Origin of the sequence: Streptomyces marinisediminis, assembly GCF_026262575.1 — a bacterium.
Classification (GTDB): Bacteria; Actinomycetota; Actinomycetes; order Streptomycetales; family Streptomycetaceae; genus Streptomyces; species Streptomyces marinisediminis.
The window spans coordinates 142,078-166,014 of the sequence record NZ_JAPKFL010000011.1; the positions used below are offsets into that span (position 1 = coordinate 142,078).

Genomic DNA, 23,937 nt, shown 5'->3' on the forward strand with positions numbered 1-23,937 from the left:
TCGCGGACACCCGGTGTTCCTGCGCCGCGCCCGGCGGCGTTCCGGCTCGCCGGCGCCCGGGGCGGGTGCGGCGGTGGGGCTGCCGGTGCCGTCGGACCCGCGTGTCAAAATGGTCTAGACAGGTTTCACCACCGAAGGGCAACACCATGGCTGAGCGCCGCGTCAACATCGGCTGGGCCGAGGGGCTGCACGCCCGTCCCGCCTCGATCTTCGTCCGGTCCGTGACCGCCGCGGGCATCCCCGTCACCATCGCGAAGGGCGAGGCCGCGCCGGTCAACGCCGCCTCGATGCTGGCCGTGCTGGGCCTGGGCGCCGAGGGCGGCGACGAGGTCGTCCTCGCCTCCGACGCCGAGGGCGCGGACGCCGCGCTGGACCGGCTGGCGAAGCTGGTCGGCGAGGGCCTGGACGAGCTGCCCGAGACGGTCTGAGCGCGCGGCGCCCTCTCGGCCGCTGGCGGCGCGCCGCCGCGTTCCGGCCGAGCGCGGACCGCGGCCGTGCGGCGGGGGGGGCGGGCATCCACGGGGGATGCCCGCCACTTTCTCGCCTGTTCCGCCCGGAGGCCCAGCAGGTCGGCCGCCTCGTGCCCGGTGGGCCGGACGACGCCGGCCCCGGCGTGCCGCCGGGTGGTGACGAACCCCTCCGGCTCCAGGGTTCGCAGCGCCTCGCGCACCGGTACCCGCGAGAGCCCGTAGCGCCGCGCCAGGGCGTCCCCGGTGGACCGGGCGCCCGGCGGCGGGCTCCGGCGACGACGCCGTCACGAACCCCTGTGCACACCGTCTGTGCGCAAAACGCGCGTGCCCGGCCTCCGGCGTCGTCCCCGACGCTTCGCGATGCCGCTGCCGCTGCCGCTGCCGCGCACCGTGTATTCCACCGCGGCGCGCGTTCCGGCAGCCGCTGGGGAAAGCGGCGGGAAGACGGCGACGGACCCCCGGCGGGTGCCGGGGGTCCGTCGCGGGTGCGCGTCAGGCGCGCGGGGACCGGGTCAGGAGAGCGGGACGCCCTTGTCGCGCAGGTAGGAGACCGGGTCCATGTCCGAGCCGTACGCCGCGGTGCTGCGCGCCTCGAAGTGCAGGTGCGGGCCGGTGGAGTTGCCGGTCGAGCCGACCTTGCCGATCTCCTCGCCCTTGCCGACCTCCTCACCGACGCCGACGCCGATCTTGGACAGGTGGCCGTACTGGGTGTAGGTGCCGTCCTCGTGCTCGACGACGATGTTGTTGCCGTAGGCGCCGCCCCAGCCGGCGGTGACGACGGTGCCCTCGCCGATGGAGTTGACCGGCGTACCGGTGGCCGCGGCGAAGTCGATGCCGCTGTGCTTGCCGGAGGACCACATCGCGCCACCGCTCTTGTACGGGGTGGTCACGTCGCCGCCCTTGACCGGCGCGACGAAGGCGGCGCGGGCGGCGGAGCGGTCGGCGCGGTCCGAACCGCGCTCGGCCTCGGCCTTCTCCTCGGCCTGCTTCTTGGCCTTGTCGGCCTGCGCGTCCGCGGCGGCGTGCTGCGCCTCGGCCTGCGCCCGCACGTGGTCGGCGAGGGAGGGACCGAGCGCGACGGCCTCGCTGAAGCCGTTCTTGAACTCGGCGGCGGCGGCCGGCGCGGCGAAGGTGCCGGCCAGGCCGACGGCCACGGCTGCGGCGGCGGTGCCCATGCGGGCGGCGCGGGCGGGACGGGTCGTGCCGGTGAAGCGGTTGAGCGCCATGGAGGCGTACTCCTTTCCTTCCTTCTCGCCTACCGGGTTAGCTGACGGGTTCGGAGCAGGAAGGTCTCCTACGGGCCACACGGGCCCGATTCACCCCAAGGGACTGAGTGGGTCCCCGGCTCCCCTGTGCGGGGACTCGGCGATTACTGCACGTCGGCCACGGGTGCGGTCACTTCTGACGAGCAGCGATAACGACGCTAAACGGGACATCTCGCCGAAGCCAAGAAAAACGGGGTTTTTGTCGGCCACGCCACACCTCGGAGCCGAGGGGTGGAAACGGGAATACGAACCTGGAAAGACCCGCGTCCGCGCAGGTCAGAAGCGCGCAAGGGGGCGCCGGCGCGGCCTTCGCGCACCCACCCGACGGGGTGTGGACACCCTCTTTACCGGCCGTCGAAACCCGCGAAATGTGACCGCGGCCACTGCCTTTCGGCCGCCGCGAAAGGGCGTCGGCACCCGCATTTTGTGGCGGCGGTCACCGCCGCGCTCCGGCATTCTGTGGCGGCCGTCACCGCCGTGTCCCGGCTTCCTGTGGCGGCGGTCACCGGGAATTCCGTGCGTGGTGGCGGCCGTCACACGGAAAGGAAAGCGGCGACCGGCAACCCGGGGCGCGGGAAGGGCGGAATCCGGCGGTATCCCGCACGGCGGCCCTCCCCCGGCATGGGAGCCGGAGGAGGGCCGCGACGGAGCGTGTGCGAACGGGCACCGGCCGTACGAACCCGGGGGCCGTACGGCCGGTGCCGGCGGCGTGCTAGCGGAGCACGGTCACCGGGCCGACGCCCAGGGCCCGCACCGGTTCCTCGATCCGCGCCGCGTCGCCGACGAGGACCGTGACCAGCCGGTCCACGGGGAAGGCGCTGACGACCGCCGCCGTGGCCTCCACCGTGCCCGTCTGGGCGAGCCGCTGGTAGAGCCGGGCCTGGTAGTCGTCCGGCAGGAACTGCTCGACCTGGTCGGCCAGCGTCGAGGCGACCGCGGCGGCCGTCTCGTAGCGCAGCGGGGCCACGCCCACGAGGTTCTGCACGGCCGTGTCGCGCTCGTCGTCGGTCAGCCCCTCGGCGGCCAGCGTGCGCAGCACCTGCCACAGATCGGCCAGCGCGGGCCCGGTGACGTCGGTGGCCACCGAGCCGCTGATGCCCAGCATGGACGTGCCGGTGCCCTCCGGGGTGGAGCGCAGCACCTGCCCGTAGGCGCGGACGCCGTACGTGTAGCCCTTCTCCTCGCGCAGCACGCGGTCCAGGCGCGAGGTGAGCGTGCCGCCCAGGCAGTAGACGCCGAGGACCTGGGCCGGCCACACCGGGTCGTGCCGGTCGGCCCCGGCGCGGCTGACCAGGAGCTGGGTCTGCACCGCTCCCGGCCGGTCGACGATGACGACGCGCCCGGTGTCGTCGGCCGTGACCGGAGTCGGCGGGAACGCCCGGCCGGGCGAGCCCGTCCACGCCCCGAGCGTCTCCTCCAGCGCGGCCCGCAGGTCGACGCCGGCGAGGTCGCCCACGACGACGGCCGTGGTCGAGGCCGGACGCACGTGGGCCTCGTAGAAGGCGCGCACGGCGGCCGCGTCGATCCGCCGGACCGTCTCCTGCGTGCCCTGCCGTGGCCGGGACATGCGCGAGGAGGCCGGGAACAGCTCGCCGGACAGCGCGATGGCGGCGCGCCGGGCGGGGTTGGCCAGCTCGTGCGGGATCTCGTCCAGCCGGTTCGCCACCAGCCGCTCGACCTCGGCCTCCCGGAAGGCCGGGGCGCGCAGCGCGTCGGCCAGCAGCGCGAGCGCGCTGGTCAGCCGCGAGACGGGCACCTCCAGGGAGACGCGGATGCCGGGGTGGTCGGCGAAGGCGTCCAGTGTGGCGCCGCAGCGCTCCAGCTCGGCGGCGAACTCCTCGGCCGTGTGCCGGTCCGTCCCCTCGCTCAGCGCGCGGGCCATGACCGTCGCGACGCCGTCCAGCCCGGCCGGCTCGGCCTCCAGCGGGGCGAGCAGGTTCACCTCGACGGCCACGACCTGCTGGCCGGGGCGGTGGCAGTGCAGGACGGTCAGCCCGTTGCCCAGCGCGTCGCGCTCGGGCGCCGGGAAGTTCCACGGCTTGGCCTGCCCGCCCGCCGGGCGCGGGTGGAACTCCATGGTGGGGGTGGTGGCGTCGCTCACTGGGCGGCCCCTTCCTGCGGCGTGGCGTCGTGCGGGGTCTGGTCGCCCGGCGTCGGTTCGTAGACGAGGACGGCGCGGTTGTCCGGCCGCAGCCGGGCCGCGGCGACGGCCTGCACCTCCTGCGGTGTGATGTCCAGCACCCGCTGGACGGCGGTCAGCGCGAGCTGGGGGTCGCCGAAGAGGACGGCGTACCGGCACAGTTCGTCGGCGCGGCCGCCGACCGTCGCCAGCCGGTCCAGCCACTCGCGCTCGAGCTGGGCCTGGGCGCGCTCCATCTCCTCCGGGGTGGGCCCCTCGGCCGCGAACCGGGCCAGCTCGTCGTCGAGCGCGCTGTCGATGGCCTCCACCGACGCGTCCCCGGAGGCCTTCACGTCCAGCCAGCCCAGCGACGGCGCCCCCGCCAGCCGCAGCATGCCGAACCCGGCGGTGACGGCGACGCGGTCGCGGCGGACGAGGCGGTTGTACAGGCGCGAGGACTCGCCTCCGCCCAGCGCCGTGAGGGCCAGGTCGGCGGCGTCCGCCTCGCGCGTGCCGTCGTGCGGGAGGCGGTAGGCCATCATCACGGCGCGCGAGGGCACGTCCTCCTCGACCGTGCGGCGCAGCTCCTCGCCGATCACCTCGGGCAGCGAACCGTCCCGCGGTGGCTGCTTGCCGTCGTGCGCCGGAATGCTGCCGAAGTACTTCTCCACCCAGGCGAGGGTCTGCTCCGCGTCGATGTCGCCGACGACGGAGAGCACCGCGTTGTTGGGCGCGTAGTAGGTGCGGAAGAACTCCCGGGCGTCCTCCAGCGAGGCCGCGTCCAGGTCCGCCATGGAGCCGATGGGGGTGTGGTGGTAGGGGTGCCCCTCGGGGTAGGCCATGGCGAAGAGCTGCTCGAAGGCCGTCCCGTAGGGCACGTTGTCGTAGCGCTGGCGGCGCTCGTTCTTCACCACGTCGCGCTGGTTCTCCAGCGACTCCTCGTCCAGCGCGGTCAGCAGCGAGCCCATGCGGTCGGCTTCCAGCCACAGGGCCAGTTCCAACTCGTGGGCCGGCATCGTCTCGTAGTAGTTGGTGCGCTCGAAGCTCGTGGTGCCGTTGAGCGAACCGCCCACCGCCTGCACGAGTTCGAAGTGGCCGTTGCCGGGGACCTGGGCCGAGCCCTGGAACATCAGGTGCTCGAAGAGGTGGGCCAGGCCGGTGCGGCCCTTGACCTCGTGGCGTGAACCCACGTCGTACCACAGGCAGACGGCGGCGACGGGGGTCAGGTGGTCTTCGGAGAGCACGACACGCAGGCCGTTGGCCAGCCGGTGTTCGGTTGCTGTCAGCGCTCCCGTGTCGGGCGGAGGCGTGGCCGTGGGGCCCATGGGCGACAAGTCCCTTCCGTTGGCGTGCGGGTGTGAGCTGCGGCTCTGGGGGTGGCGCGAGCCGTGGACGCGTGCGGGCCGGGCGGGCCGGCGGTGCGGCCCTGTCACTCTATGCAAGCGCGGGGGTCCTTCGCGAAGTTCCCGGCGGTTCCCGTCCTCGCACCGTGGCCGCCCGGCGGTGCCCGGCGGCCGGCCCGGGCCGCGCCACGACGGCCGCCCGGGCGGGGTGGCGGCCGAGGATGTCGGCGGCAAGGTCCACAATGGTCGGCGTCAGACCCCGCACGTCCGCTTCGGCACGCCCGGTTTACCCGGCCGGGCGCCCGGCCGCGCGACCGTAGCAACCGAAGGAGCAGCAGCCGCGATGGCCCGCCGCAGCACGAAGACACCGCCGCCGGACGGTTTCGAGGAGCGCATCCTCGACATCGACGTCGTCGACGAGATGCAGGGCTCCTTCCTGGAGTACGCGTACTCGGTGATCTACTCGCGCGCCCTGCCCGACGCGCGGGACGGGCTGAAGCCGGTGCACCGGCGCATCCTCTACCAGATGCACGAGATGGGGCTGCGCCCCGAGCGCAGCTACGTCAAGTGTGCCCGCGTGGTGGGCGAGGTGATGGGCAAGCTGCACCCGCACGGCGACTCGGCCATCTACGACGCCCTGGTGCGCATGGCGCAGCCGTTCTCGATGCGTCTGCCGCTGGTGGACGGGCACGGCAACTTCGGCTCGCTGGGCAACGACGACCCGCCGGCGGCCATGCGGTACACCGAGTGCCGCAGCGCGGCGGCGGCCGGACTCATGGTCGAGTCGATCGACGAGGAGACGGTCGACTTCGCGCCCAACTACGACGGCAGCGAGCAGGAACCGGTGGCGCTCCCGTCCGCCTACCCGAACCTGCTGGTCAACGGCGCCTCCGGGATCGCGGTGGGCATGGCGACGAACATGCCCCCGCACAACCTGGGCGAGATCATCGCGGCCGCCCGGCACCTCATCAAGCACCCGGGCGCCGACCTGGAGACGCTGATGCGCCTGGTGCCCGGCCCCGACCTGCCCACCGGCGGGCGGATCGTGGGGCTGGACGGCGTCAAGGACGCCTACACCAAGGGCCGCGGCACCTTCCGCATCCGCGCGACGGCGGAGGTGGAGCAGGTCACCGCCCGCCGCAAGGGCCTGGTGGTGACCGAACTGCCCTTCACGGTGGGCCCGGAGAAGGTGATCTCCAAGATCAAGGACCTGGTCAACGCCAAGCGGCTGCAGGGCATCGCGGACGTCAAGGACCTCACCGACCGCGAGCACGGGCTGCGGCTGGTCATCGAGATCAAGAACGGCTTCCACCCGGAGGCGGTACTGGAACAGCTCTACAAGCTGACGCCGATGGAGGAGTCCTTCGGCATCAACAACGTGGCCCTGGTGGACGGCCAGCCGCTCACGCTCGGGCTCAAGGAGCTGCTGGAGGTCTACGTCGACCACCGGTTCGAGGTGGTCCGCCGGCGCAGCGCCTACCGGCGGCGCAAGCGCAGCGACCGGCTGCACTTGGTCGAGGGCCTGCTGGTGGCCCTGGTGGACATCGACGAGGTCATCAGCATCATCCGGTCGAGTGACAACGCCACCGAGGCCAAGGAGGGGTTGATCGCCCGTTTCGGTCTCTCGGACGTGCAGACCCAGTACATCCTGGACACCCCGCTCCGCCGCCTCACCCGGTTCGACCGGCTGGAGTTGGAGAGCGAGCGGGACCGGCTGGGCCAGGAGATCGAGGAGCTCACCCGCATCCTGGAGTCGGACGCCGAGCTGCGCAAGCTCGTCTCCGCCGAACTGGCCTCGGTGGCCAAGAAGTTCGCCACCCCCCGGCGGACGGTGCTGCTGGACTCGGCGGCCGCCCCGGTGACCGCCGTGCCGCTCCAGGTCGCCGACGACCCGTGCCGGGTGCTGCTGTCCTCCACCGGCCTGCTGGCCCGCACGGCGAGCGGGGACACCGCGTTCGACGCGCGCGCCAAGCGCGTCAAGCACGACGTGATCGTCTCCGCCGTCCCCGCGACGGCCCGCGGCGAGGTGGGCGCGGTGACCTCGGCCGGCCGGCTGCTGCGCCTGCCCGTCATCGACCTGCCGCAGTTGCCCGAGTCCGGCACGTCGCCCAACCTCGCGGGCGGCGCGAAGGTCGCGGAGTTCCTCTCCCTGGCCGACGACGAGTCCCTGCTGTGTCTGACCACCCTGGACGAGTCCTCCCCCGGCCTCGCGCTCGGCACCGCGCAGGGCGTGGTCAAGCGGGTGGTGCCCGACTACCCGGCGCACAAGGACGAGCTGGAGGTCGTCACGCTCAGGGAGGGCGACCGGGTGGTGGGCGCCGTGGAGCTGCGCACCGGCGAGGAGGACCTGGTCTTCATCACCGACGAGGCCCAGCTCCTGCGCTACCCGGCGGCCCAGGTGCGGCCCCAGGGGCGTGCCGCCGGCGGCATGACGGGGATCAAGCTCGCGGGAGAGGCCAAGGTCATCTCCTTCACCGCGGTGGACCCGGCCGCCGACGCCGTCGTCTTCACCGTCGCCGGTTCGCGCGGCACGCTGGCCGACGCGCTCGGCACCGCGAAGCTCACCCCGTTCGACCAGTACCCGCGCAAGGGCCGCGCCACCGGCGGCGTCCGCTGCCAGCGGTTCCTCAAGGGCGAGGACTGCCTGAGCCTGGCCTGGGCCGGCCCCGCGCCCGCCCGCGCCGCCACGCGCACCGGCGCACCGGCGCGGCTGCCGGAGCCGGACCCGCGCCGGGACGGCTCCGGTGTGCCGCTGCCCGGCCCCGTGGACGTCGTCGGCGGGCCGCTGTGAGCGGCGACCCGCGGTGAGCTGTGCGGACGCCTCCCAGGGTCACTCCCGGGCGGCGTCCGCGTGTCGGGGCACACCGTGCGCCTCGCCGGGGGCGTACGGCTCCGGGGCGGGGCCCGGCTCGTCGGGCTCGGGCTCGGGCTGGGCACCCGGGCCGCTCGGCTCGGCCTCCGGCTCGTAGGGCACCTCCGGCTCGTCCGGCTCGTCCGGCTCGTCGGGTTCGGCGCCGGGGCCGTCCACGTAGCGCAGGACGCCCCACATGCCGCTGGGGTCGCGGTGTTCGGCCTCCGGGTCCGCGGAGACGCAGGCCGCCAGCCCGGCGCGCAGGGCGTCGGCGTCGACCCCGGCGCCGATCAGGACGAGCCGCGTCGCCCGCGCCTCCCCCGGCGGCCACGGACCGGGCGTGAAGCGCAGGAAGCCCCCCACGGCGTGCACCGTCCAGCACTGCGCGCCGCCGTCGCCGCTGAGGCGCACGTGCCCCTTCAGCCGGTACAGCCCGGCCGGGCGCTCGTCGAGGAAGGCGAGCAGCCGGCGCGGGCTGAGCGGGGCGTCCTCGGTGAAGGCCACCGTGTCGTAGGCGGTGTGCGGGTGGTCGTGGCCGTGCTCGTCGCCGTCGGCGCACAGGTCCTCGAAGGAGAGCTGGCGCACGGTCTCCTCGCGCTCCCGGGCGGCGTCGCGGTCGAACAGCAGCTCGGGGTCGACGCGGCCGTGGTCGGCGCTCACCACGGGGGTGCCGCCGGCCAGCCCGGTCAGCCGCGCGAGCAGCGCCGCGCGCGCGTCGTCGGTGACCCGGTCCACCTTGTTCAGCACCACCAGGTCCGCCGCCCGCACGTGCCGCTCCAGCTCCGGGTGGCGGCGGCACACGGCGTCGAACTCCGCGGCGTCCACGACCTCCACCAGCCCGCCGTAGGTGATCCGGGGGTCTCGGCTGGCCAGCAGCATGCGGATGAGCGTCTGCGGCTCGGCCAGGCCGCTGGCCTCGATGACGATCAGGTCGATGCCCTGGGAGGGGCGGGCCAGCTTCTCCAGGACGCCGTCCAGGTCCTCGGTGTCCACCGCGCAGCACAGGCAGCCGTCGCCGAGCGAGACCATCGAGTCGACCTGGCCGGCCACCGTCATCGCGTCGATCTCGATGGACCCGAAGTCGTTGACGACGGCGCCGATCCGCACCCCGCGCCGGTTGCGCAGGAGGTGGTTGAGCAGAGTCGTCTTGCCGGAACCGAGGAACCCCGCGAGGACGAGGACCGGAATGCGCTGCGTGACCACCTGGTGCCTTCCCTGTCGCCAAAACGGCAGTCGATCGTAACGGAGGTTAGGCTCACCTGTGTGACGACGTGCGCCATCGCCTCCCTGGAGAGGGCCGAACCCCTCGCGGCCACGGCCGCGACCGCCCGCACCTGGCTGCTGCTGGAGCAGCCGGGGCCGTGGGGCGCGCAGGCGCTGCACGAGAGCCACCTCGACGCCGGGACCGGCCGCGCCCTGGCGGCGGCCGCCGAGGGCACCGGGGTGCGCGTGGCGCTCATCCGCCGCCCGGGGCCGCACGCGGACCGCGGGGGCGCCGCACGCCGCCGGGTCTATCTCGCGCACACGCTGCCCGGCCGCTCCTGGGTGCGCACCTGGCGCACCGACGACCCGGCCGCCCTCACCGCGCTGGACTTCGCCGCGCTGGGCGCCGGGGACCACACCGGACTCGGGGAGCCCTACCGCGGCGACCCGCTCACGCTGGTGTGCACCAACGGGCGGCGCGACCGCTGCTGTGCGCTGCTCGGCCGTCCGCTGGCGGCGGAACTCGCCGCGTCCGGTGGGGCGAACGCCTGGGAGATCACCCACATCGGCGGCCACCGCTTCTCCCCCACGCTGCTGGTGCTGCCCTACGGCTACGCCTACGGGCGGGTCGACGCGCCCACGGTGAAGGGCGTGCTGGCGGCGGTGCGCCGCGGGCGGGTCGTCGTCGAGCACTGCCGCGGGCGCTCGGCCTGGGACCGGCCGGGGCAGGCGGCGGAGCTGGCCGTCCGCGCGGCGACGGGCGAGGTGGACGCCGACGCGCTCACGGTGACGCACACCGCGGACGCAGGCGACGCAGGCGACGCAGGCGGCCCGGACAACGCGGACGACGCGACCGACGCGACCGACGCCTGGACCGTGACCGTCACTCACCGCGACGCCCGTGCCTGGCACGTCACCGTCCGCTCCGCTCCGGGGCCGGCCACTCCCGCGAGCTGCGGCGCCGAAGCCGTCCCGCAGCCGCGCCTGTACGCCGTGCGGGTGAGCGCCGCCGCGGCGGACGGCTCCCCGGCCGGCGCCCCGCCGGCGGGCTGACGAGGTCCGCGCGCTCACGGGTTTGCCGGAGCGCTACACCGCCCCGGCACCCGTGAGCGCGCGGACCTCGGTCTCCGCCTGCTGGTAGGGGTCGGGGCGGGAGCCGTCGGTCAGGGTGCCGAGCCAGCCGCAGAGGAAGCCCAGCGGGATCGAGACGATCCCGGGGTTCTGGAGCGGGAAGAGCGCGAAGTCGGCGCCGGGGAAGAGCGCGTCGGGGCTCCCGGAGACCACCGGGGAGAGCACCACCAGGGCCAGCGCGGGTACCAGGCCGCCGTAGAGGGCCCACAGCGCCCCGCGCGTGGTGAACCGGCGCCAGAACAGCGTGTAGAGCAGCACGGGCAGGTTGGCCGACGCGGCGACGGCGAAGGCGAGGCCGACCAGGAAGGCGACGTTGAGGTTCTGCGCGAGCAGCCCGAGCCCGATGGCCAGCGCGCCGATGCCCACGGCCGCCGCCCGCGCCACGGCCACCTCGCCGCGCGGACGCCGCCGGGCGCGGTGCCGGAGCGACCCGTACAGGTCGTGCGCGATGGCGGCGGACGAGGCCAGTGTGATGCCCGCGACCACGGCGAGGATGGTGGCGAACGCGACGGCGGCCACCACCGCGAAGAGCACGGTGCCGCCCGCCGTGCCGTGACCGCCGCCCAGCAGGCGGGCCAGCAGCGGCACGGCGGTGTTGCCCGCGGCGTTGTCGGCCCGCACCGTCGGCGAGCCGAGCAGGGCGGCCGCGCCGAAGCCCAGCACGATCGTCGTCAGGTAGAAGCTGCCGATGAGCCCGATCGCCCAGATCACCGACCGCCGGGCGGCTCGCGCGGTGGGCACGGTGTAGAAGCGGGCCAGGATGTGCGGCAGGCCCGCCGTGCCGAGCACGAGCGCGAGGCCCAGGCTGAAGAAGTCGGCCCGCGCGAGCCAGCTCTCCCCGAACAGCAGGCCGGGGGCGAGGAAGGCGTCGCCGTGCCCGCTGCGTTCGGCGGCCCCGGCCAGGAGGGCGGTGGGGTCGCCGCCGAACCGCAGCAGGACGAGGACGGCCAGCGTGAGCGCTCCGCCCATGAGGAGGACGGCCTTGACGATCTGGATCCAGGTGGTGGCCCGCATGCCCCCGCAGACGACGTAGACGACCATGAGCGCCCCCACGGCGACCACCGTCCAGGTGCGCACGGCCGGGCCGCTCCCGCTCAGGAGCAGCGCGACGAGCGTCCCGGCACCGACCATCTGCGCGACCAGGTACAGCACCGAGACCACCACCGAGGCCGTGCCCGACGCCACCCGCACCGGCCGCTCCCGCAGCCGGGAGGCGAGCACGTCGGCGAGCGTGTAGCGGCCGCAGTTGCGCACCAGCTCGGCGACGAGCAGCAGCACGACCAGCCAGGCGACCAGGAAGCCGACGGCGTACACCATGCCGTCGTAGCCGTACAGGGCGATCATGCCGGCGATGCCGAGGAAGGAGGCGGCCGACATGTAGTCCCCGGACAGGGCCAGTCCGTTCTCCACCGGTGAGAACAGCCGCCCGCCCGCGTAGAACTCCTCCGGGGACCCCTGCCGGCGCCGCCCCGCCCAGGTGGTGATGGCCAGGGTGACGGCGACGAAGAGGCTGAACAGGACGAGCGCGGGCAACCGGTCGTCGTGCCAGCTCACCGCAGCGCCTCCCGGGTGCGCTGCTGCGTCTCCCAGCGCAGCTCCAGCGCGAGGCGGTCGCGGCGCAGCCGCGCGTGCCAGGCGTAGGCGCAGGTGATCAGCGCGGTGGTGAGGAACTGGCCGAGACCGGCCAGCATGGCGACGTTGACGGGCCCGCCGCCGACCGGGCGGGCCATGAGGCCGGGCAGCAGCGTCGCGGTGCCGAGGTAGGCCAGGTACCAGGTGAGGAAGGCGGCGGCGACGGGGAAGACGAACCCGCGGTGCCGTCGGCGCACCTCCTGGAACGCCGCGCTGCGGTGGACGGCGAAGTACACCGCGGCCCGGGCGTTCGGTGGCAGGGGCACGGCCGGCCCGCGCCGGGGTGCGGGCGCGTCGGCGGCGGGCCGGGGCGCCAGCGGCGGGAGCGGCTGCGCGTGCCAGGGGACGGCGCCCTGCGCGGAGGTGCCCCCGGAGGCCGGCCACGCTGCGGCGAACGCCGTGCCGACGGGCACGGGCTCGGGCAGCGGCTCGGCCGTGTCCGACCCGGCTCCCGCTCCTCCCCCGCCCGCGCCGGAGGCGGCGGCGCCGTACCAGGGGTTCTCGCACCGCGGCCCGCCGCGGCCGTCGTACCCGTCCTGCTCGCTCACCGCACGCTCCTCGTTCCGCCGGAGGGCCCCAGCATGGCGAGGCGGGGGCCGCGGGGGACGCGCATCCGGGCGGCCTTCACCATTTCAGGTGACGCGGCCGGGAAGCCGTCACCCGGTCGGCGCAGCCGGGGCCGCGGCGGGTCCGGGCTGCGCCGACCGGGCGGCCTCAGACGTCGATGCGCGAGCGGTCCAAGGTGGCGGCCGAGGTGGTGATGAACTCCTTGCGCGGCGCGACCTCGTTGCCCATGAGCAGGTCGAACGCCTTCTCGGCGGCCTCCAGGTCACCGATGTTGATGCGGCGCAGGGTGCGCCTGCGCGGGTCCATCGTCGTCTCGGCGAGCTGGTCGGCGTCCATCTCGCCCAGACCCTTGTAGCGCTGGATGGCGTCCTTGAACCGGACGTTCCTGCTCTGCAGCTCCAGCAGCGTCTGGCGCAGTTCGTTGTCGGAGTACGTGTAGATGTACTTCTCCTGGCCCTTCTTCGGGTGGGTCAGTTCGATGCGGTGCAGCGGCGGCACCGCCGAGAAGACCCGGCCCTGCTCGACCATCGGCCGCATGTAGCGCTGGAAGAGGGTCAGCAGCAGGCAGCGGATGTGCGCGCCGTCGACGTCGGCGTCCGCGAGGAAGATGACCTTCCCGTAGCGCGCCTGGTCGATGTCGAACGTCCGCCCCGACCCGGCTCCTATGACCTGGATGATGGCCCCGCACTCGGCGTTCTTCAGCATGTCCGACACGGAGGACTTCTGGACGTTGAGAATCTTGCCGCGGATCGGCAGCAGTGCCTGGAACTCGGAGTTGCGGGCGAGCTTGGCGGTGCCCAGGGCCGAGTCGCCCTCGACGATGAACAGCTCGCTGCGCTCGACGTCGTCGCTGCGGCAGTCGGCGAGCTTGGCGGGCAGCGCGGACGACTCCAGCGCCGTCTTGCGCCGCTGCGCCTCCTTGTGCTGGCGGGCGGCGATCCGGGTGCGGGCGGCGGCGACCGCCTTCTCCAGCACGGCGGTGGCCTGCTGCCGCGCGTCGCGCTTGGTGGAGGTCAGGAACTCCTTCAGCTCCCGGGCGACGACCTGGCCGACGATGCGGGACGCCGCCGAGGTGCCGAGCACCTCCTTGGTCTGCCCCTCGAACTGCGGTTCGGCCAACCGCACGGTGACGACGGCGGTGAGGCCCTCCAGCGCGTCGTCCTTGACCACGTCGTCCTCGGCCACGCGCAGCAGCTTCTTGGCGCGCAGCGCCTCGTTGACGGTGCGGGTGACCGCCCGCTCGAAGCCGGCGACGTGCGTGCCGCCCTTCGGCGTGGCGATGATGTTCACGAAGGAGCGCACCGTGCTGTCGTAACCGGTGCCCCAGCGCAGCGCCACGTCCACGCCCAGCTCCCGGGTGACCTCCTGGGGCATCATGTGCCCCCGGTCGTCCAGGACGGGCACGGTCTCCTTGAAGGTGCCCTGTCCGCGCAGGCGCACGACGTCGCTCAGCGCCCGGTCCGGCGCCAGGTACTCGCAGAACTCGCTGATGCCGCCGTCGTAGCGGAAGACCTCCTCGGTCGGACCCGCGTCCGCCGGGCCGCGTTCGTCCCGCACGGTGATGGTCAGCCCCGGGACGAGGAAGGCGGTCTGCCGGGCGCGGGCGTGCAGCGTCTCCAGGGACAGCCGGGCGTCCTTGAGGAAGATCTGGCGGTCGGCCCAGTACCGCACCCGGGTGCCGGTGCGGTTCTTGGGGATCTTCCTGCCCTTCAGCAGCCCGGCCGAGGGGTCGAACGGGGCGTCGGGGCCGGACTCGGTGAAGATCCCGGGCACCCCGCGGCGGAAGCTGACGGCGTGGGTGTGCGCGTCGCGGTCCACCTCGACGTCCAGCCGGGCGGACAGGGCGTTCACCACCGAGGCGCCGACGCCGTGCAGGCCACCGGAGGCGGCGTACGAGCCACCGCCGAACTTGCCGCCCGCGTGGAGCTTGGTCATGACGACCTCGACGCCGGACAGCCCCGTCTTGGGCTCGACGTCCACGGGGATGCCGCGCCCGTTGTCGCGCACCTCCACGGAGCCGTCCTCGTGCAGCACGACGTCGATCCGGTCGCAGTGGCCACCCAGGGCCTCGTCGACGGAGTTGTCGATGATCTCCCACAGGCAGTGCATGAGGCCCCGGCTGTCGGTGGAGCCGATGTACATGCCGGGACGTTTGCGAACCGCTTCCAGGCCCTCGAGGACGAGGAGGTGCCGCGCGGTGTAGTTGGAACCGTCCCGGTCCGCTCCGGTCAGCAGTGCTGTGGACGACGGCACAGACGTTTCGGCGGTCACGCGGTTCGCTCCTCGCTGAATCCAGGTGGGGGTGGCTTGCCTGCCGGTCAGAGGGTACCGAGGGACAGGTGCCCAGGTGGGCCGCCACCCACGGGTAAACCTATGCTAGAGGAGGATCGCATGTGCGTTCGATAACGCTTCGGGATGACGTGAACATCACGTTCCCTTTGAGGCATGAACCATTTAGGCTCCGGGCACGTCCTCCGATACGAGCCGGATGACCGCCCAGCCAACCGGGGGCACTCACCGGACGAACCGAATGAAACGCACCGGCAACCAGTAACCTGCAAGTACGGCTCTTTCGCCGCCAACCGGCAACATCCGTCCCCTGGGGAGGGAAAGACCTCAGGGAAAACGCACCGGGCAGGAACAATCTCGGGCTGGTTGGATGTTGACCCTGGTACGACAGCTCGTCGAGCTAGAGATGAGGCGACGTGACTACTGTTCTGACACCCGCGAGCCCGCTGACGGCGGCGGACCGCTGTGACCGCTGCGGCGCCCAGGCCTACCTGCGCGTCGTGCTGGAGAGCGGTGGCGAGCTGCTGTTCTGCGCGCACCACGGCCGGAAGTTCGAGCCGGAACTGAAGAAGATCGCCGCCGAGATACAGGACGAGACGGAGCGGCTCACCGCCACCCCCGCCAACGACGAACGCTGACGTCCGTACGCCGGACGCACGCGTACCGACACAGACGAGCGCGTTTCGGCTGCTGACGCCGACGCCACGGGCGGCCACCCCACCAGGGTGGCCGCCCGTCGTCGTCGCGCCACGCCCCCGCGCGTGACACCGCTCACACCGCCCGCTGGGCTCCCATGGCGTCCTCGATCGACTGCCGCAGGGCCCCGACCCGCGTGTAGACGCCGGGCAGCCCGCGCTCCCCGCAGCCGACACCCCACGACACCAGCCCGACCAGGCGCCCGTCGGCCACCAGCGGCCCGCCGCTGTCACCCTGGCAGGCGTCCTGACCGCCCTCGGGCAGCCCGGCGCACATCATCGTGCCGGCCTGGTAGGTGCCGGCCACACCCCCCGGGTAGGCCGTCGCGCACCGGCGGTCGTCGAGCACCCGGACCGCGGCCGCGCGCAGCCGGGTGGCGTAGCGGCCGTCCCCGCGCGTGTCGCCCCAGCCGTAGACCCGGGCCGGTGTCCCGGCGCCGTAGGCCGCGTCGTCCGGTGCGGCGAGGGGCAGCGCCGCCTCCCGCGGCAGCGGACGGGCCAGGCGGAGCACGGCGAGGTCGCCGGAGTTCGTGCGGCTGTCGTACTCCGGGTTGACCCACACGCGCGCCACGTCGATCTCCTGGCCCGCGGACGTCCGCAGGTCGCTGCGGCCGCTGAGCACGCGCAGGTCGCCGACCTGCTGATGGTCGACGCCCAGCACCTCGGCGCCCAGGCAGTGCGCCGCGGTGACGACCGCGCGGGGAGCGACGACGACGCCACCGCAGAACTGCCCCGACCGCGCCGGGCCGAACAGCTCCCGGCTGGCCAGGGCGACGACCCAGGGATGATCGTCGGTACTGACGGGCCCCCCACCGATCACCCGCTGCGTCACGGGCGGCCCGGCCGTCGCCTGGGGGGCGGTGGCGGCGGCGAGGGTGGCCGGCAGGGCGAGGCTGAGGGCGCCGAGCACCAGGCGCGTAAGAGTTCTCATAGGGCTACCTGACTCTACGCGCTCAACCGCTCACCCCGTGCTTGCGGCACCGGAGTGTCGGATCTTCAATCCGGCGCCGTGCGCGCCCCGGCGGCGCGCGCTCGCGTCGCAGGGATGCGCGCTTCGCCCTTCGGTGACGCGTGTGGGCCGCGCCCCGGCGTCGGGGCGCGGCCCACACGGGCGGCACGTGTGGAACTCAGTCCAGGTAGTCGCGCAGCACCTGGCTGCGGGAGGGGTGGCGGAGCTTGGACATCGTCTTGGACTCGATCTGCCGGATGCGCTCGCGCGTGACGCCGTAGACCTTGCCGATCTCGTCCAGCGTCTTCGGCTGCCCGTCGGTGAGACCGAACCGCATGGAGACGACGCCCGCCTCCCGCTCGCTCAGCGTGTCGAGCACCGAGTGGAGCTGCTCCTGCAGCAGGGTGAAGCTGACGGCGTCGGCCGGGACGACGGCCTCGGAGTCCTCGATGAGATCACCGAACTCGCTGTCGCCGTCCTCACCCAGCGGGGTGTGCAGGGAGATCGGCTCCCGGCCGTACTTCTGGACCTCGACGACCTTCTCCGGCGTCATGTCCAGCTCCTTGGCCAGCTCCTCCGGCGTGGGCTCGCGGCCCAGGTCCTGGAGCATCTGGCGCTGGACACGGGCCAGCTTGTTGATGACCTCCACCATGTGCACCGGGATGCGGATCGTGCGCGCCTGGTCCGCCATGGCGCGGGTGATCGCCTGCCGGATCCACCAGGTGGCGTAGGTGGAGAACTTGTAGCCCTTGGTGTAGTCGAACTTCTCCACCGCACGGATCAGGCCGAGGTTGCCCTCCTGGATCAAGTCCAGGAACAGCATGCCGCGACCGGTGTAGCGCTTGGCCAGCGAGACCACCAGGCGGAGGTTGGCCTCCAGCAGATGGTTCTTGGCCCGCCGGCCGTCCTCGGCGATGATCTCCAGCTCGCGCTTGAGCTTGGGGGCGAGCTTGTCGGAGTTCGACAACTTGTCCTCGGCGAACAGGCCCGCCTCGATCCGCTTGGCGAGTTCCACCTCCTGCTCGGCGTTGAGCAGCGGCACCTTGCCGATCTGCTTGAGGTAGTCCTTCACCGGGTCGGCGGTGGCACCGGCCGCGGCCACCTGCTGGGCGGGCGCGTCGTCCTCGTCGTCGTCGGACAGGACGAAGCCCTCGCCGGTCTCCCCCTCGGCCTTCGGCTCGGCCTCCTCCGGGCCGCCCTTGCCGGCCTTCGGGGCGGCGGGCTCCTCCAGGGCCTCCTCATCGCCCTCGAGCAACTCGTCGACCACTGACTTCTTGGCCGTCGTCTTCTTCGCGGCGGTCTTCTTGGCGGTGGCCTTCTTCGCGGTGGCCTTCTTCGCCACCGCCTTCTTGGCCGCGGCCTTCTTGGCGGGCTGGGACTCACCCGGAACGGCGGACTCCTCGGCCGCCGCCACCTCGGTGACGGACTCCTCGGCCGCCGGCGCCGGGGCGGTCTTCTTGACGGCGGCCTTGGCCGCGACCGGTTTGGCGGCACGCCGGGCCGGGGCCTTCGCTGCGACGCTCTTACGGGTGCGCTTGGGCGCCTCGGCGGCACTCACCATCAGCGTCACACCCTCCTCGTCGAGGATCTGGTTGAGGCTGCGCAGGACGTTCTTCCACTGGGTCGGCGGAATCTGGTCAGCCTCGAAGGCCCGACGCACATCGTCGCCGGCGATCTGCCCCTCAGTCTTTCCCCGCTCGATGAGCGCCATCACAGACTCGGACTCGGCGATCTCCGCAGGGAGCGTACGGGATGTGCTGGCCGACACGAACAACCTCTCGAAACGATGGAAACGACTTCGGCCCCGTCCGGGGACGGGCGGAACCGACGAGCACCGGTGGGGTTGAACCGGCTGCCCGGGGTAACGGTGCAGGCAGGAATACAACGGCGTTGCTGGGGGCCGTATTCCCTCTGCGGCTGCCACCTCTTGAACCATCGCGCTCCACAGGGAAAGCGTTACGGGGGTTCCGCGTGTCCCGAGTCACAGGACATACCGGGTGATCCACGCGCGAAAGCCGCGCCCGCCCGCGCCCGGCAGGGTGGAGAGACGCCCCACGCGCTGTCGCCGGGACCCAGCGGACGGGGCCCGGCGACAGCGCGAGGAGACGCGGAGGGACACGAAGGGACGTGAGGGGACGCGAGGGGGACACGGGAAGCGGGGCGCCCGACGACCACCGGAGTACGGGGAGCGCCGGGCCGGACCGGCGACCGCGCGGCAGCCGCGCCGGGCTCAGTGCTCGCGCGGGGCGGGCACCACATGCCCGTCGGCGGCGGGGGGCCCCGCGACGGGCGGCTCCGTGTGGACGGTGAGGAGTTGGCGCATGGCCGTCTCGGCCGCGGCGGGCTCGCCCGCGTCCAGCGCGTCGACGATCCGCCGGTGCTGCGCGACGGCGGCCTCGGTGGGCCGCTCGCAGCCGGTCGCCGGTCCGCCCGAGACGTGCAGGGCGGCGCAGACGATGCCCGACAGGTGTTCCAGCATGCGGTTGCCCGCGGCCTGCAGCAGCAGGGCGTGGAACTCCGCGTCGGCGCGCGAGAAGGTGAGGCCGTCGCCCTGCGGGAGCGCCCGCCCCATGATCTCGACCATGTCGGTCAGGCGCTGCTGGAGTTCGTCGCGGCCGTGGCCGACGGCCAGGCGCGCGGCCAGCGGCTCGATCGCGCTGCGCAGTTCGCGCAGCTCCCGGCGCTGGTCGTCGCGCTGCGGGCCGAAGGCGCGCCATTCGATGATGTCCGGGTCGAGCAGGTTCCAGTCGGTCACGGGCCGCACGCGGGTGCCGACGTTCGGCCGGGCGCTGACGAGGCCCTTGGCCTCCAGCACGCGCAGGGACTCGCGGACCACGGTGCGGGACACCTCGAACCGCTGTCCGATCTCCTCGGGGACCAGGGGGCGGTCCGCTCCCAGGTCACCGGAGACGATCATCTGGCCGAGCTGCTGGACGAGCTGGCCGTGCAGGCCCCGGCCGCGGTTTCCCGCTGCGCGGCGCCCCGCCCGGGCCATGTCGGAGTCGCCGTTTCCCCAGGCCGGGACGCTGGTGGTGGCCCGCGGGACGCCGGTGGACTCCGCGTAGGAGTAACGGTCCAGCTCACCGTGGCCGGAGTCGGCGGTGCGGGCGGCGGTCATCGTGGAGTGCGCAAGGGTAGTCACGCATCCTTTGTCGGCGGCCCCCCGGCCGGTCTTGAGGGCTTTGGTGAAAAGCACACGAAAGGGTGATCGTCGATCGGTGTGCGATTGACGCTGGTCAGCGAGGTGGCCGAGGCCCGCGTCAGCGGGCGCGGCCGCGCAGGCGGGTAGCGGCGTAGGCGCACAGCAGCGCGGCCAGCAGGACGGCCAGGGCGCCGCTGACCGGCTGCGAGACCAACCGGGCGGCGGTCGGCGCCCACTCCGGAGCGCCGGCGGGCCACCGCACCCGGAGGTAGGGCTCCAGGTGCTGCGCGAGGACACTCGCCGCGTCCTGGCCCGGGCGCGTCAGCAGGGCCCGCACCGCGGGCCCCAGCGCCAGGGGTGCGGCCAGGACGGCCACCGTGCCCATGGCCGTGGAGCGGAACACGGCGGCTGCCAGCAGGCCGACCCAGGCGCAGCCCACCGCCAGCGCGGCCGTCGCCAGCAGGCCCAGCGGCCAGTGCGCGGGCGGGTCGAGGAAGCCGGCACCGTAGAGGGCGGTCAGGGCGGCACCGTTCAGCGTCACCGTCGACACGGTCAGCAGCAGCGCGGTGACGCCGGTGACGGTGAGCTTGGCCAGCAGCAGGCCGAGGCGCCGCGGCACCGGCACCTGGGCCGGGACCAGCGCGGGGTAGCGGACCTCCTGCCCGAAGGAGAGCGCGCCGAGGAGCCCGGCCGCGACGGCCACCGGAGGCAGCGGAAGCGGCGCGGGCCAGCCGGTGAGGGCGCGGAGGCCGCCCGCGTCGCCGGCACCGTAGCCGAGCAGGAGCGCGCCCGCCAGAGCGCACACGAGTGCGGTGGCCGCGACGAGCCAACCGCTGCGCACCCCGGTCAACCGGTGCAACTCGTAGCGCAGCGGGCGGCAGGGGCGGGGTGGTGGCAGTGCGGGCAGCCGGGGGCGGCGCCCCGTCCGGGAGGCCGGCGCGGTGGCGGCGACGGCGAGCTTCCCGTGGGAGGCGTCGCCCGCTTCGCTCGCCGAGCGGGGCGCGGGCGGGGTGCGCCCGTCGGCGCGGTCGAGCGGCTGGGCCGACGGGCCCCCCGCGTCCCCGATCTCATCCGCGAGCCGGTGGATGAGGATGCCGTGCCGGTAGGCCGTCTCCCCCACCAGGGCGCAACTGCTGTTGTAGACGGCGATCCGCCCGCCGCTCTCCTGCACCACCTCCACCGCGCCGCCCGTTTCGGCGGGGCCCTCCTGCGAGGCGCCCCCGGCGGCGAGTCCCCGGGGCTCGGGTGCCGCCGTCTTCCGGGCCACCGCGAAGATCTCCGCGCGGGCCGCGCTGCGCGCCTCCTGCGCGAGTACGGTGGCGAGCCTGCGGGCGTGCGGCGAGGCCACGACCACGCGCGGACGCAGCCGGGTACGCGCGAAGTCGGCCACCTCCTGATCCGCGCGCAGACGCCCGGACGCGAGCGTGACCACCCGGTCGGCGAGCCCCGCCGCCTCCTTCGGGTCCCGCGTGGTGGTGAGGACGAGTCCGCCCTGCTCCGCGTATCCGCGCAGCAGGTTGCGCAGCCACGCGGCCTCCCGGGGGGTGAGCCCCCGCCCGGGGTCGTCGAGCACGAGGGTGTGCGGGTCCCCCAGGAGGGCCGCCGCCAGCCCGAGCCGCCGGTCCATGCCGAGCGAGAAGGCACCCAGCCGCTGTTCGGCGAGGCCGCTGAGGCCGACCACCTCCAGCAGCTCGTCCGCGCGCGACGCCGGCACGCCGGCGGCGGCGGCCAGCATCCGCAGGTGCCCGCGCGCGGTGCGCCCCGGGTGGCCGGGCACGTCGCCAAGGAGCACGCCCACTTCCCGGGTCGGCAGCGGAATCTGGTGCAGTGGCCGACCGCGGAATAGGGCCACCCCCCGCCCGCCCTGCAACTGGAGCATCAGCCGCAGGGCCGTGCTCTTGCCCGCCCCGGCCGGGCCGAGCAACGCGGTGACGCGTCCGGGTCGCGCCTCGAAGGTGAGGTCGTCGACGGCGGGCGGCCGGCCACGGCGGGGGGCGCTGGTGAGTCCGATCGCCTGAATCATCGCTTCTCCCGCTGGGCGCAATGAGGGAACGCCAAGCACGATAACGCGACATGTCGGACTTTACGGGCAGCCCGGTGTCTCGCCGGAATGTCGTGCGACCCGGGTGCGGCCCTCGGCGCGCTGGTTCACACCTCCGGCCGCAGCATCGGCGGATTGAGCAACGTGGCCCCACCCGCCCGGAACAACTGCGCGGGACGCCCGCCCTGACGCGTCGTGGTACCGCCGGTGGGCACCAGGAACCCCGGGGTGCCGGTGACCTTCCGGTGGAAGTTGCGCGGGTCCAGCGCGACGCCCCACACCGCCTCGTACACGCGCCGCAACTCCCCCACCGTGAACTCCGAGGGGCAGAAGGCGGTGGCGAGCGAGGAGTACTCGATCTTCGAACGCGCCCGCTCCACGCCGTCGCCCAGGATGCGCGCGTGGTCGAAGGCCAGGGGCGAGGAGGAGCCGTCCTCGCGATCCGCCCCCGCGGGGGCCAGCAGCCGGTCCACCGGCGCCCACCGGGCCGTCTTCGCGTCGCCGCCGGATACGGGGGCGGGGAGATCCGGCGCCAGCACCAGATGAGCCACGCTGACCACCCGCATGCGCGGATCACGTCCCGGATCGCCGTAGGTGGCGAGCTGCTCCAGGTGCGCTCGGTGCCCGCCCGGCTCCTGCACGCGCAACCCGGTCTCCTCGGCCAGCTCGCGCGCCGCCGCCGCGCCGAGGTCCTCCTCGGGCCGCACGAATCCTCCGGGCAGCGCCCACTGCCCCTGGAAAGGTGCCTCACCGCGGCGCACGGCCAGGGCGCACAGCGCGTGCCGACGCACGGTGAGCACGACCAGATCGACGGTGACGGCGAAGGGCGGGTAAGCCGACGGGTCGTAGGGCATGCCATGATCATAGTCGTCTCCCTGACGATAAACAGGGGCTCACCCGCGCTCCGCGTACCCGCGGGGCGGTGGGCGCGGCCCGGTGCGGGGCACGGGCGTGTCCGGGTGCGGCGGAGGCCGACCTCACTCCACTTCCGGTCGGCGGCGCCCAATCGCCGCGCGCTGGCCGCGCAGGCACGCGCGCAACGGCTCCGGGTCCAGCCCGCTGTTGCACGCCGAGTGCAGCAGCCGGGCGAACACGCACCCGGCGTCCACTTCGAGCGCCCGGCCGAGCGCCACCCGGGCCCCGGTGTCGTCACCGCTGGACCAGGCGACCCATCCGGCCAGGGTGAGTGGAGCGGCGGCGTACTCGACGTAGGCGCCCACGCAGCGCCGGCTGACCGCTCGCCACAGGCGCAGGGCGGGTTCCGCGTCATCCCCTTCCATCCATTCAGCGGCGCGGTCGCGGGTGACGCGGTCCTGGAGGCCGACGATGAGCGTCGCCGCCTCCTCGTCCGCCAAGGCGGCGTCGTCGCCGGCGTCGGCATCGGCGTCGGGTGCCCCCGGCAGCGGTCGCCCCGCCCGGTAGCGGGTCAGCAACCGTTCGGTCACCTCCAGCACCTCCGCGCGCACCCCGGCGCGGGTGTACTCCCCGAGCATGCGGGGCAGCAGCGCGGCACTGGCGGCGTCCAGCGCCTGCTCCTGGGCCGTGGCCGACGGCGGCCCCAGGGGAGCGAAACGCGCGGTCAGCTCCTTGAGGGAACCCTGTACCCGGATGCCGGCGTAGGCCGCGGCGGCGGCCATGGCCGACTCCCCCGGCGGCCCGAGGGCGGACCCCTCGGGCGGGCAGCAGTGCGGCTGTGCGCAGCAGTAGGAGAAGTAGCGGCCGCCGGAGACGCAGAGCGCCTCGTACACGGGCATCTCCCGTGCTCCGCAGGCTTCGCGCAGCTCCTGGGCCAGCGGCCGCAGGCGCTCCATCACCGCGCGCGGCTCCTCCTGACCCTCCGGGTCGCGGCAGAGGTAGAGCAACGCGCCGTCCGGGGCGTCCCCGCGGGCGGAGCTGTTGGCCCGCAGACACTCGGCGACCTGGCGAGCGGTGTCGGGCCACTCCTGGCGGACGGACGGGATGCCCACGCGGATGCGGCCACCGAAGCGGCCCGCCTCGCCGTGGACGGCGACGACCACGATGGAGTCGTCGGGGTGGTAACCGAGCAGGTACGGAAGGGCGTCGGCCAGCTCCCCGGGGCCGCGCAGGGTGACGTGCGGTTCGGCGAGCGCCTGAAGCGGCGCCTGGTGGCCGTGCGGCCGGTCGTTGTGCGTCATGACTCCGACGATGCCGGAGTGCCGTTTTCCTCCGTACACAGTGCGTGACATATCGTAGGACTGGTCGGATGGTCGGTCACTTTG

The 23,937-nt window shown here is 73.9% G+C and carries 17 protein-coding genes, 1 pseudogene and 1 riboswitch; of the genes and pseudogenes, 4 read left to right on the forward strand and 14 right to left on the reverse strand.

Features of this window, described 5'->3' with window-relative positions:
- Positions 1 to 146: 146 nt before the first annotated feature.
- Positions 147 to 428 carry an HPr family phosphocarrier protein gene (locus OSB71_RS11570; RefSeq protein WP_265947217.1) on the forward strand — a complete coding sequence of 94 codons (282 nt, stop codon included), beginning with the start codon at positions 147 to 149 and terminating at the stop codon, positions 426 to 428.
- Positions 429 to 610: 182 nt separating this feature from the next.
- On the opposite strand, the pseudogene OSB71_RS24640 reads toward OSB71_RS11570, so the two are convergent.
- The 4 genes and pseudogenes from OSB71_RS24640 to OSB71_RS11585 all read right to left on the reverse strand — a co-directional run.
- Positions 611 to 703 (reverse strand): annotated as a pseudogene (locus OSB71_RS24640) (GntR family transcriptional regulator); the annotation flags it as partial.
- A 279-nt stretch (positions 704 to 982) separates the two neighbouring features.
- Positions 983 to 1,696: a M23 family metallopeptidase gene (locus tag OSB71_RS11575; protein ID WP_265947219.1), complete on the reverse strand. Its 714-nt coding sequence runs from the start codon at positions 1,694 to 1,696 to the stop codon at positions 983 to 985.
- 11 nt (positions 1,697 to 1,707) lie between these two features.
- Positions 1,708 to 1,848, reverse strand: a riboswitch (cyclic di-AMP (ydaO/yuaA leader).
- A gap of 599 nt (positions 1,849 to 2,447) precedes the next feature.
- A complete protein-coding gene (locus OSB71_RS11580) occupies positions 2,448 to 3,812 on the reverse strand; it encodes a M16 family metallopeptidase (protein ID WP_416237244.1) in 1,365 nt (454 codons plus the stop codon).
- A gap of 20 nt (positions 3,813 to 3,832) precedes the next feature.
- Complete coding sequence (locus tag OSB71_RS11585; protein ID WP_265947223.1) at positions 3,833 to 5,179, reverse strand: M16 family metallopeptidase; 1,347 nt, start codon at positions 5,177 to 5,179, stop codon at positions 3,833 to 3,835.
- A gap of 361 nt (positions 5,180 to 5,540) precedes the next feature.
- On the opposite strand from OSB71_RS11585, the gene OSB71_RS11590 reads away from it, so the two are divergent.
- Positions 5,541 to 7,988: a DNA gyrase/topoisomerase IV subunit A gene (locus OSB71_RS11590; RefSeq protein ID WP_265947225.1), complete on the forward strand. Its 2,448-nt coding sequence runs from the start codon at positions 5,541 to 5,543 to the stop codon at positions 7,986 to 7,988.
- Between the two features lie 39 nt (positions 7,989 to 8,027).
- Here the strand turns inward: OSB71_RS11590 and OSB71_RS11595 are convergent, their stop codons facing one another.
- Positions 8,028 to 9,251, reverse strand: a complete 1,224-nt coding sequence (locus OSB71_RS11595; RefSeq protein WP_265947226.1) for a CobW family GTP-binding protein — start codon at positions 9,249 to 9,251, stop codon at positions 8,028 to 8,030.
- Between the two features lie 60 nt (positions 9,252 to 9,311).
- On the opposite strand from OSB71_RS11595, the gene OSB71_RS11600 reads away from it, so the two are divergent.
- Positions 9,312 to 10,304, forward strand: a complete 993-nt coding sequence (locus OSB71_RS11600; protein WP_265947227.1) for a ferredoxin family protein — start codon at positions 9,312 to 9,314, stop codon at positions 10,302 to 10,304.
- 33 nt (positions 10,305 to 10,337) lie between these two features.
- On the opposite strand, the gene OSB71_RS11605 is transcribed toward OSB71_RS11600, so the two are convergent.
- From OSB71_RS11605 to OSB71_RS11615, 3 genes are all read right to left on the reverse strand, one after another.
- Positions 10,338 to 11,936: a monocarboxylic acid transporter gene (locus OSB71_RS11605; protein ID WP_265947229.1), complete on the reverse strand. Its 1,599-nt coding sequence runs from the start codon at positions 11,934 to 11,936 to the stop codon at positions 10,338 to 10,340.
- Complete coding sequence (locus OSB71_RS11610) at positions 11,933 to 12,331, reverse strand: DUF485 domain-containing protein (RefSeq protein WP_265947268.1); 399 nt, start codon at positions 12,329 to 12,331, stop codon at positions 11,933 to 11,935. The genes OSB71_RS11605 and OSB71_RS11610 overlap by 4 nt, the downstream gene beginning before the upstream one ends.
- Before the next feature lie 397 nt (positions 12,332 to 12,728).
- Positions 12,729 to 14,852 carry a DNA gyrase/topoisomerase IV subunit B gene (locus tag OSB71_RS11615; protein ID WP_265947231.1) on the reverse strand — a complete coding sequence of 708 codons (2,124 nt, stop codon included), beginning with the start codon at positions 14,850 to 14,852 and terminating at the stop codon, positions 12,729 to 12,731.
- A gap of 434 nt (positions 14,853 to 15,286) precedes the next feature.
- On the opposite strand from OSB71_RS11615, the gene OSB71_RS11620 reads away from it, so the two are divergent.
- The gene (locus OSB71_RS11620) at positions 15,287 to 15,508 is read left to right on the forward strand and encodes a DUF7455 domain-containing protein (RefSeq protein WP_265947233.1); all 222 of its coding nucleotides are present in this window, start codon (positions 15,287 to 15,289) and stop codon (positions 15,506 to 15,508) included.
- 133 nt (positions 15,509 to 15,641) lie between these two features.
- Here OSB71_RS11620 and OSB71_RS11625 read toward each other — a convergent pair whose 3' ends face one another.
- The 6 genes from OSB71_RS11625 to OSB71_RS11650 all read right to left on the reverse strand — a co-directional run bounded on the left by OSB71_RS11625 (position 15,642) and on the right by OSB71_RS11650 (position 23,853).
- On the reverse strand, positions 15,642 to 16,496 hold the full coding sequence (locus tag OSB71_RS11625; RefSeq protein ID WP_265947235.1) for a S1 family peptidase: 855 nt from the start codon (positions 16,494 to 16,496) through the stop codon (positions 15,642 to 15,644).
- 196 nt (positions 16,497 to 16,692) lie between these two features.
- Positions 16,693 to 18,282, reverse strand: a complete 1,590-nt coding sequence (locus tag OSB71_RS11630; protein ID WP_265947237.1) for an RNA polymerase sigma factor — start codon at positions 18,280 to 18,282, stop codon at positions 16,693 to 16,695.
- Between the two features lie 462 nt (positions 18,283 to 18,744).
- Entirely contained in the window at positions 18,745 to 19,710 is a 966-nt protein-coding gene (locus tag OSB71_RS11635; RefSeq protein WP_323055274.1) for a FadR/GntR family transcriptional regulator, read from the reverse strand.
- Between the two features lie 64 nt (positions 19,711 to 19,774).
- The gene (locus OSB71_RS11640) at positions 19,775 to 21,679 is read right to left on the reverse strand and encodes an ATP-binding cassette domain-containing protein (protein WP_265947241.1); all 1,905 of its coding nucleotides are present in this window, start codon (positions 21,677 to 21,679) and stop codon (positions 19,775 to 19,777) included.
- Positions 21,680 to 21,804: 125 nt separating this feature from the next.
- Positions 21,805 to 22,551: an NUDIX hydrolase gene (locus OSB71_RS11645; protein ID WP_265947243.1), complete on the reverse strand. Its 747-nt coding sequence runs from the start codon at positions 22,549 to 22,551 to the stop codon at positions 21,805 to 21,807.
- A gap of 123 nt (positions 22,552 to 22,674) precedes the next feature.
- Positions 22,675 to 23,853 carry a DUF4192 domain-containing protein gene (locus OSB71_RS11650; protein WP_323055275.1) on the reverse strand — a complete coding sequence of 393 codons (1,179 nt, stop codon included), beginning with the start codon at positions 23,851 to 23,853 and terminating at the stop codon, positions 22,675 to 22,677.
- Between the last annotated feature and the right edge of the window lie 84 nt (positions 23,854 to 23,937).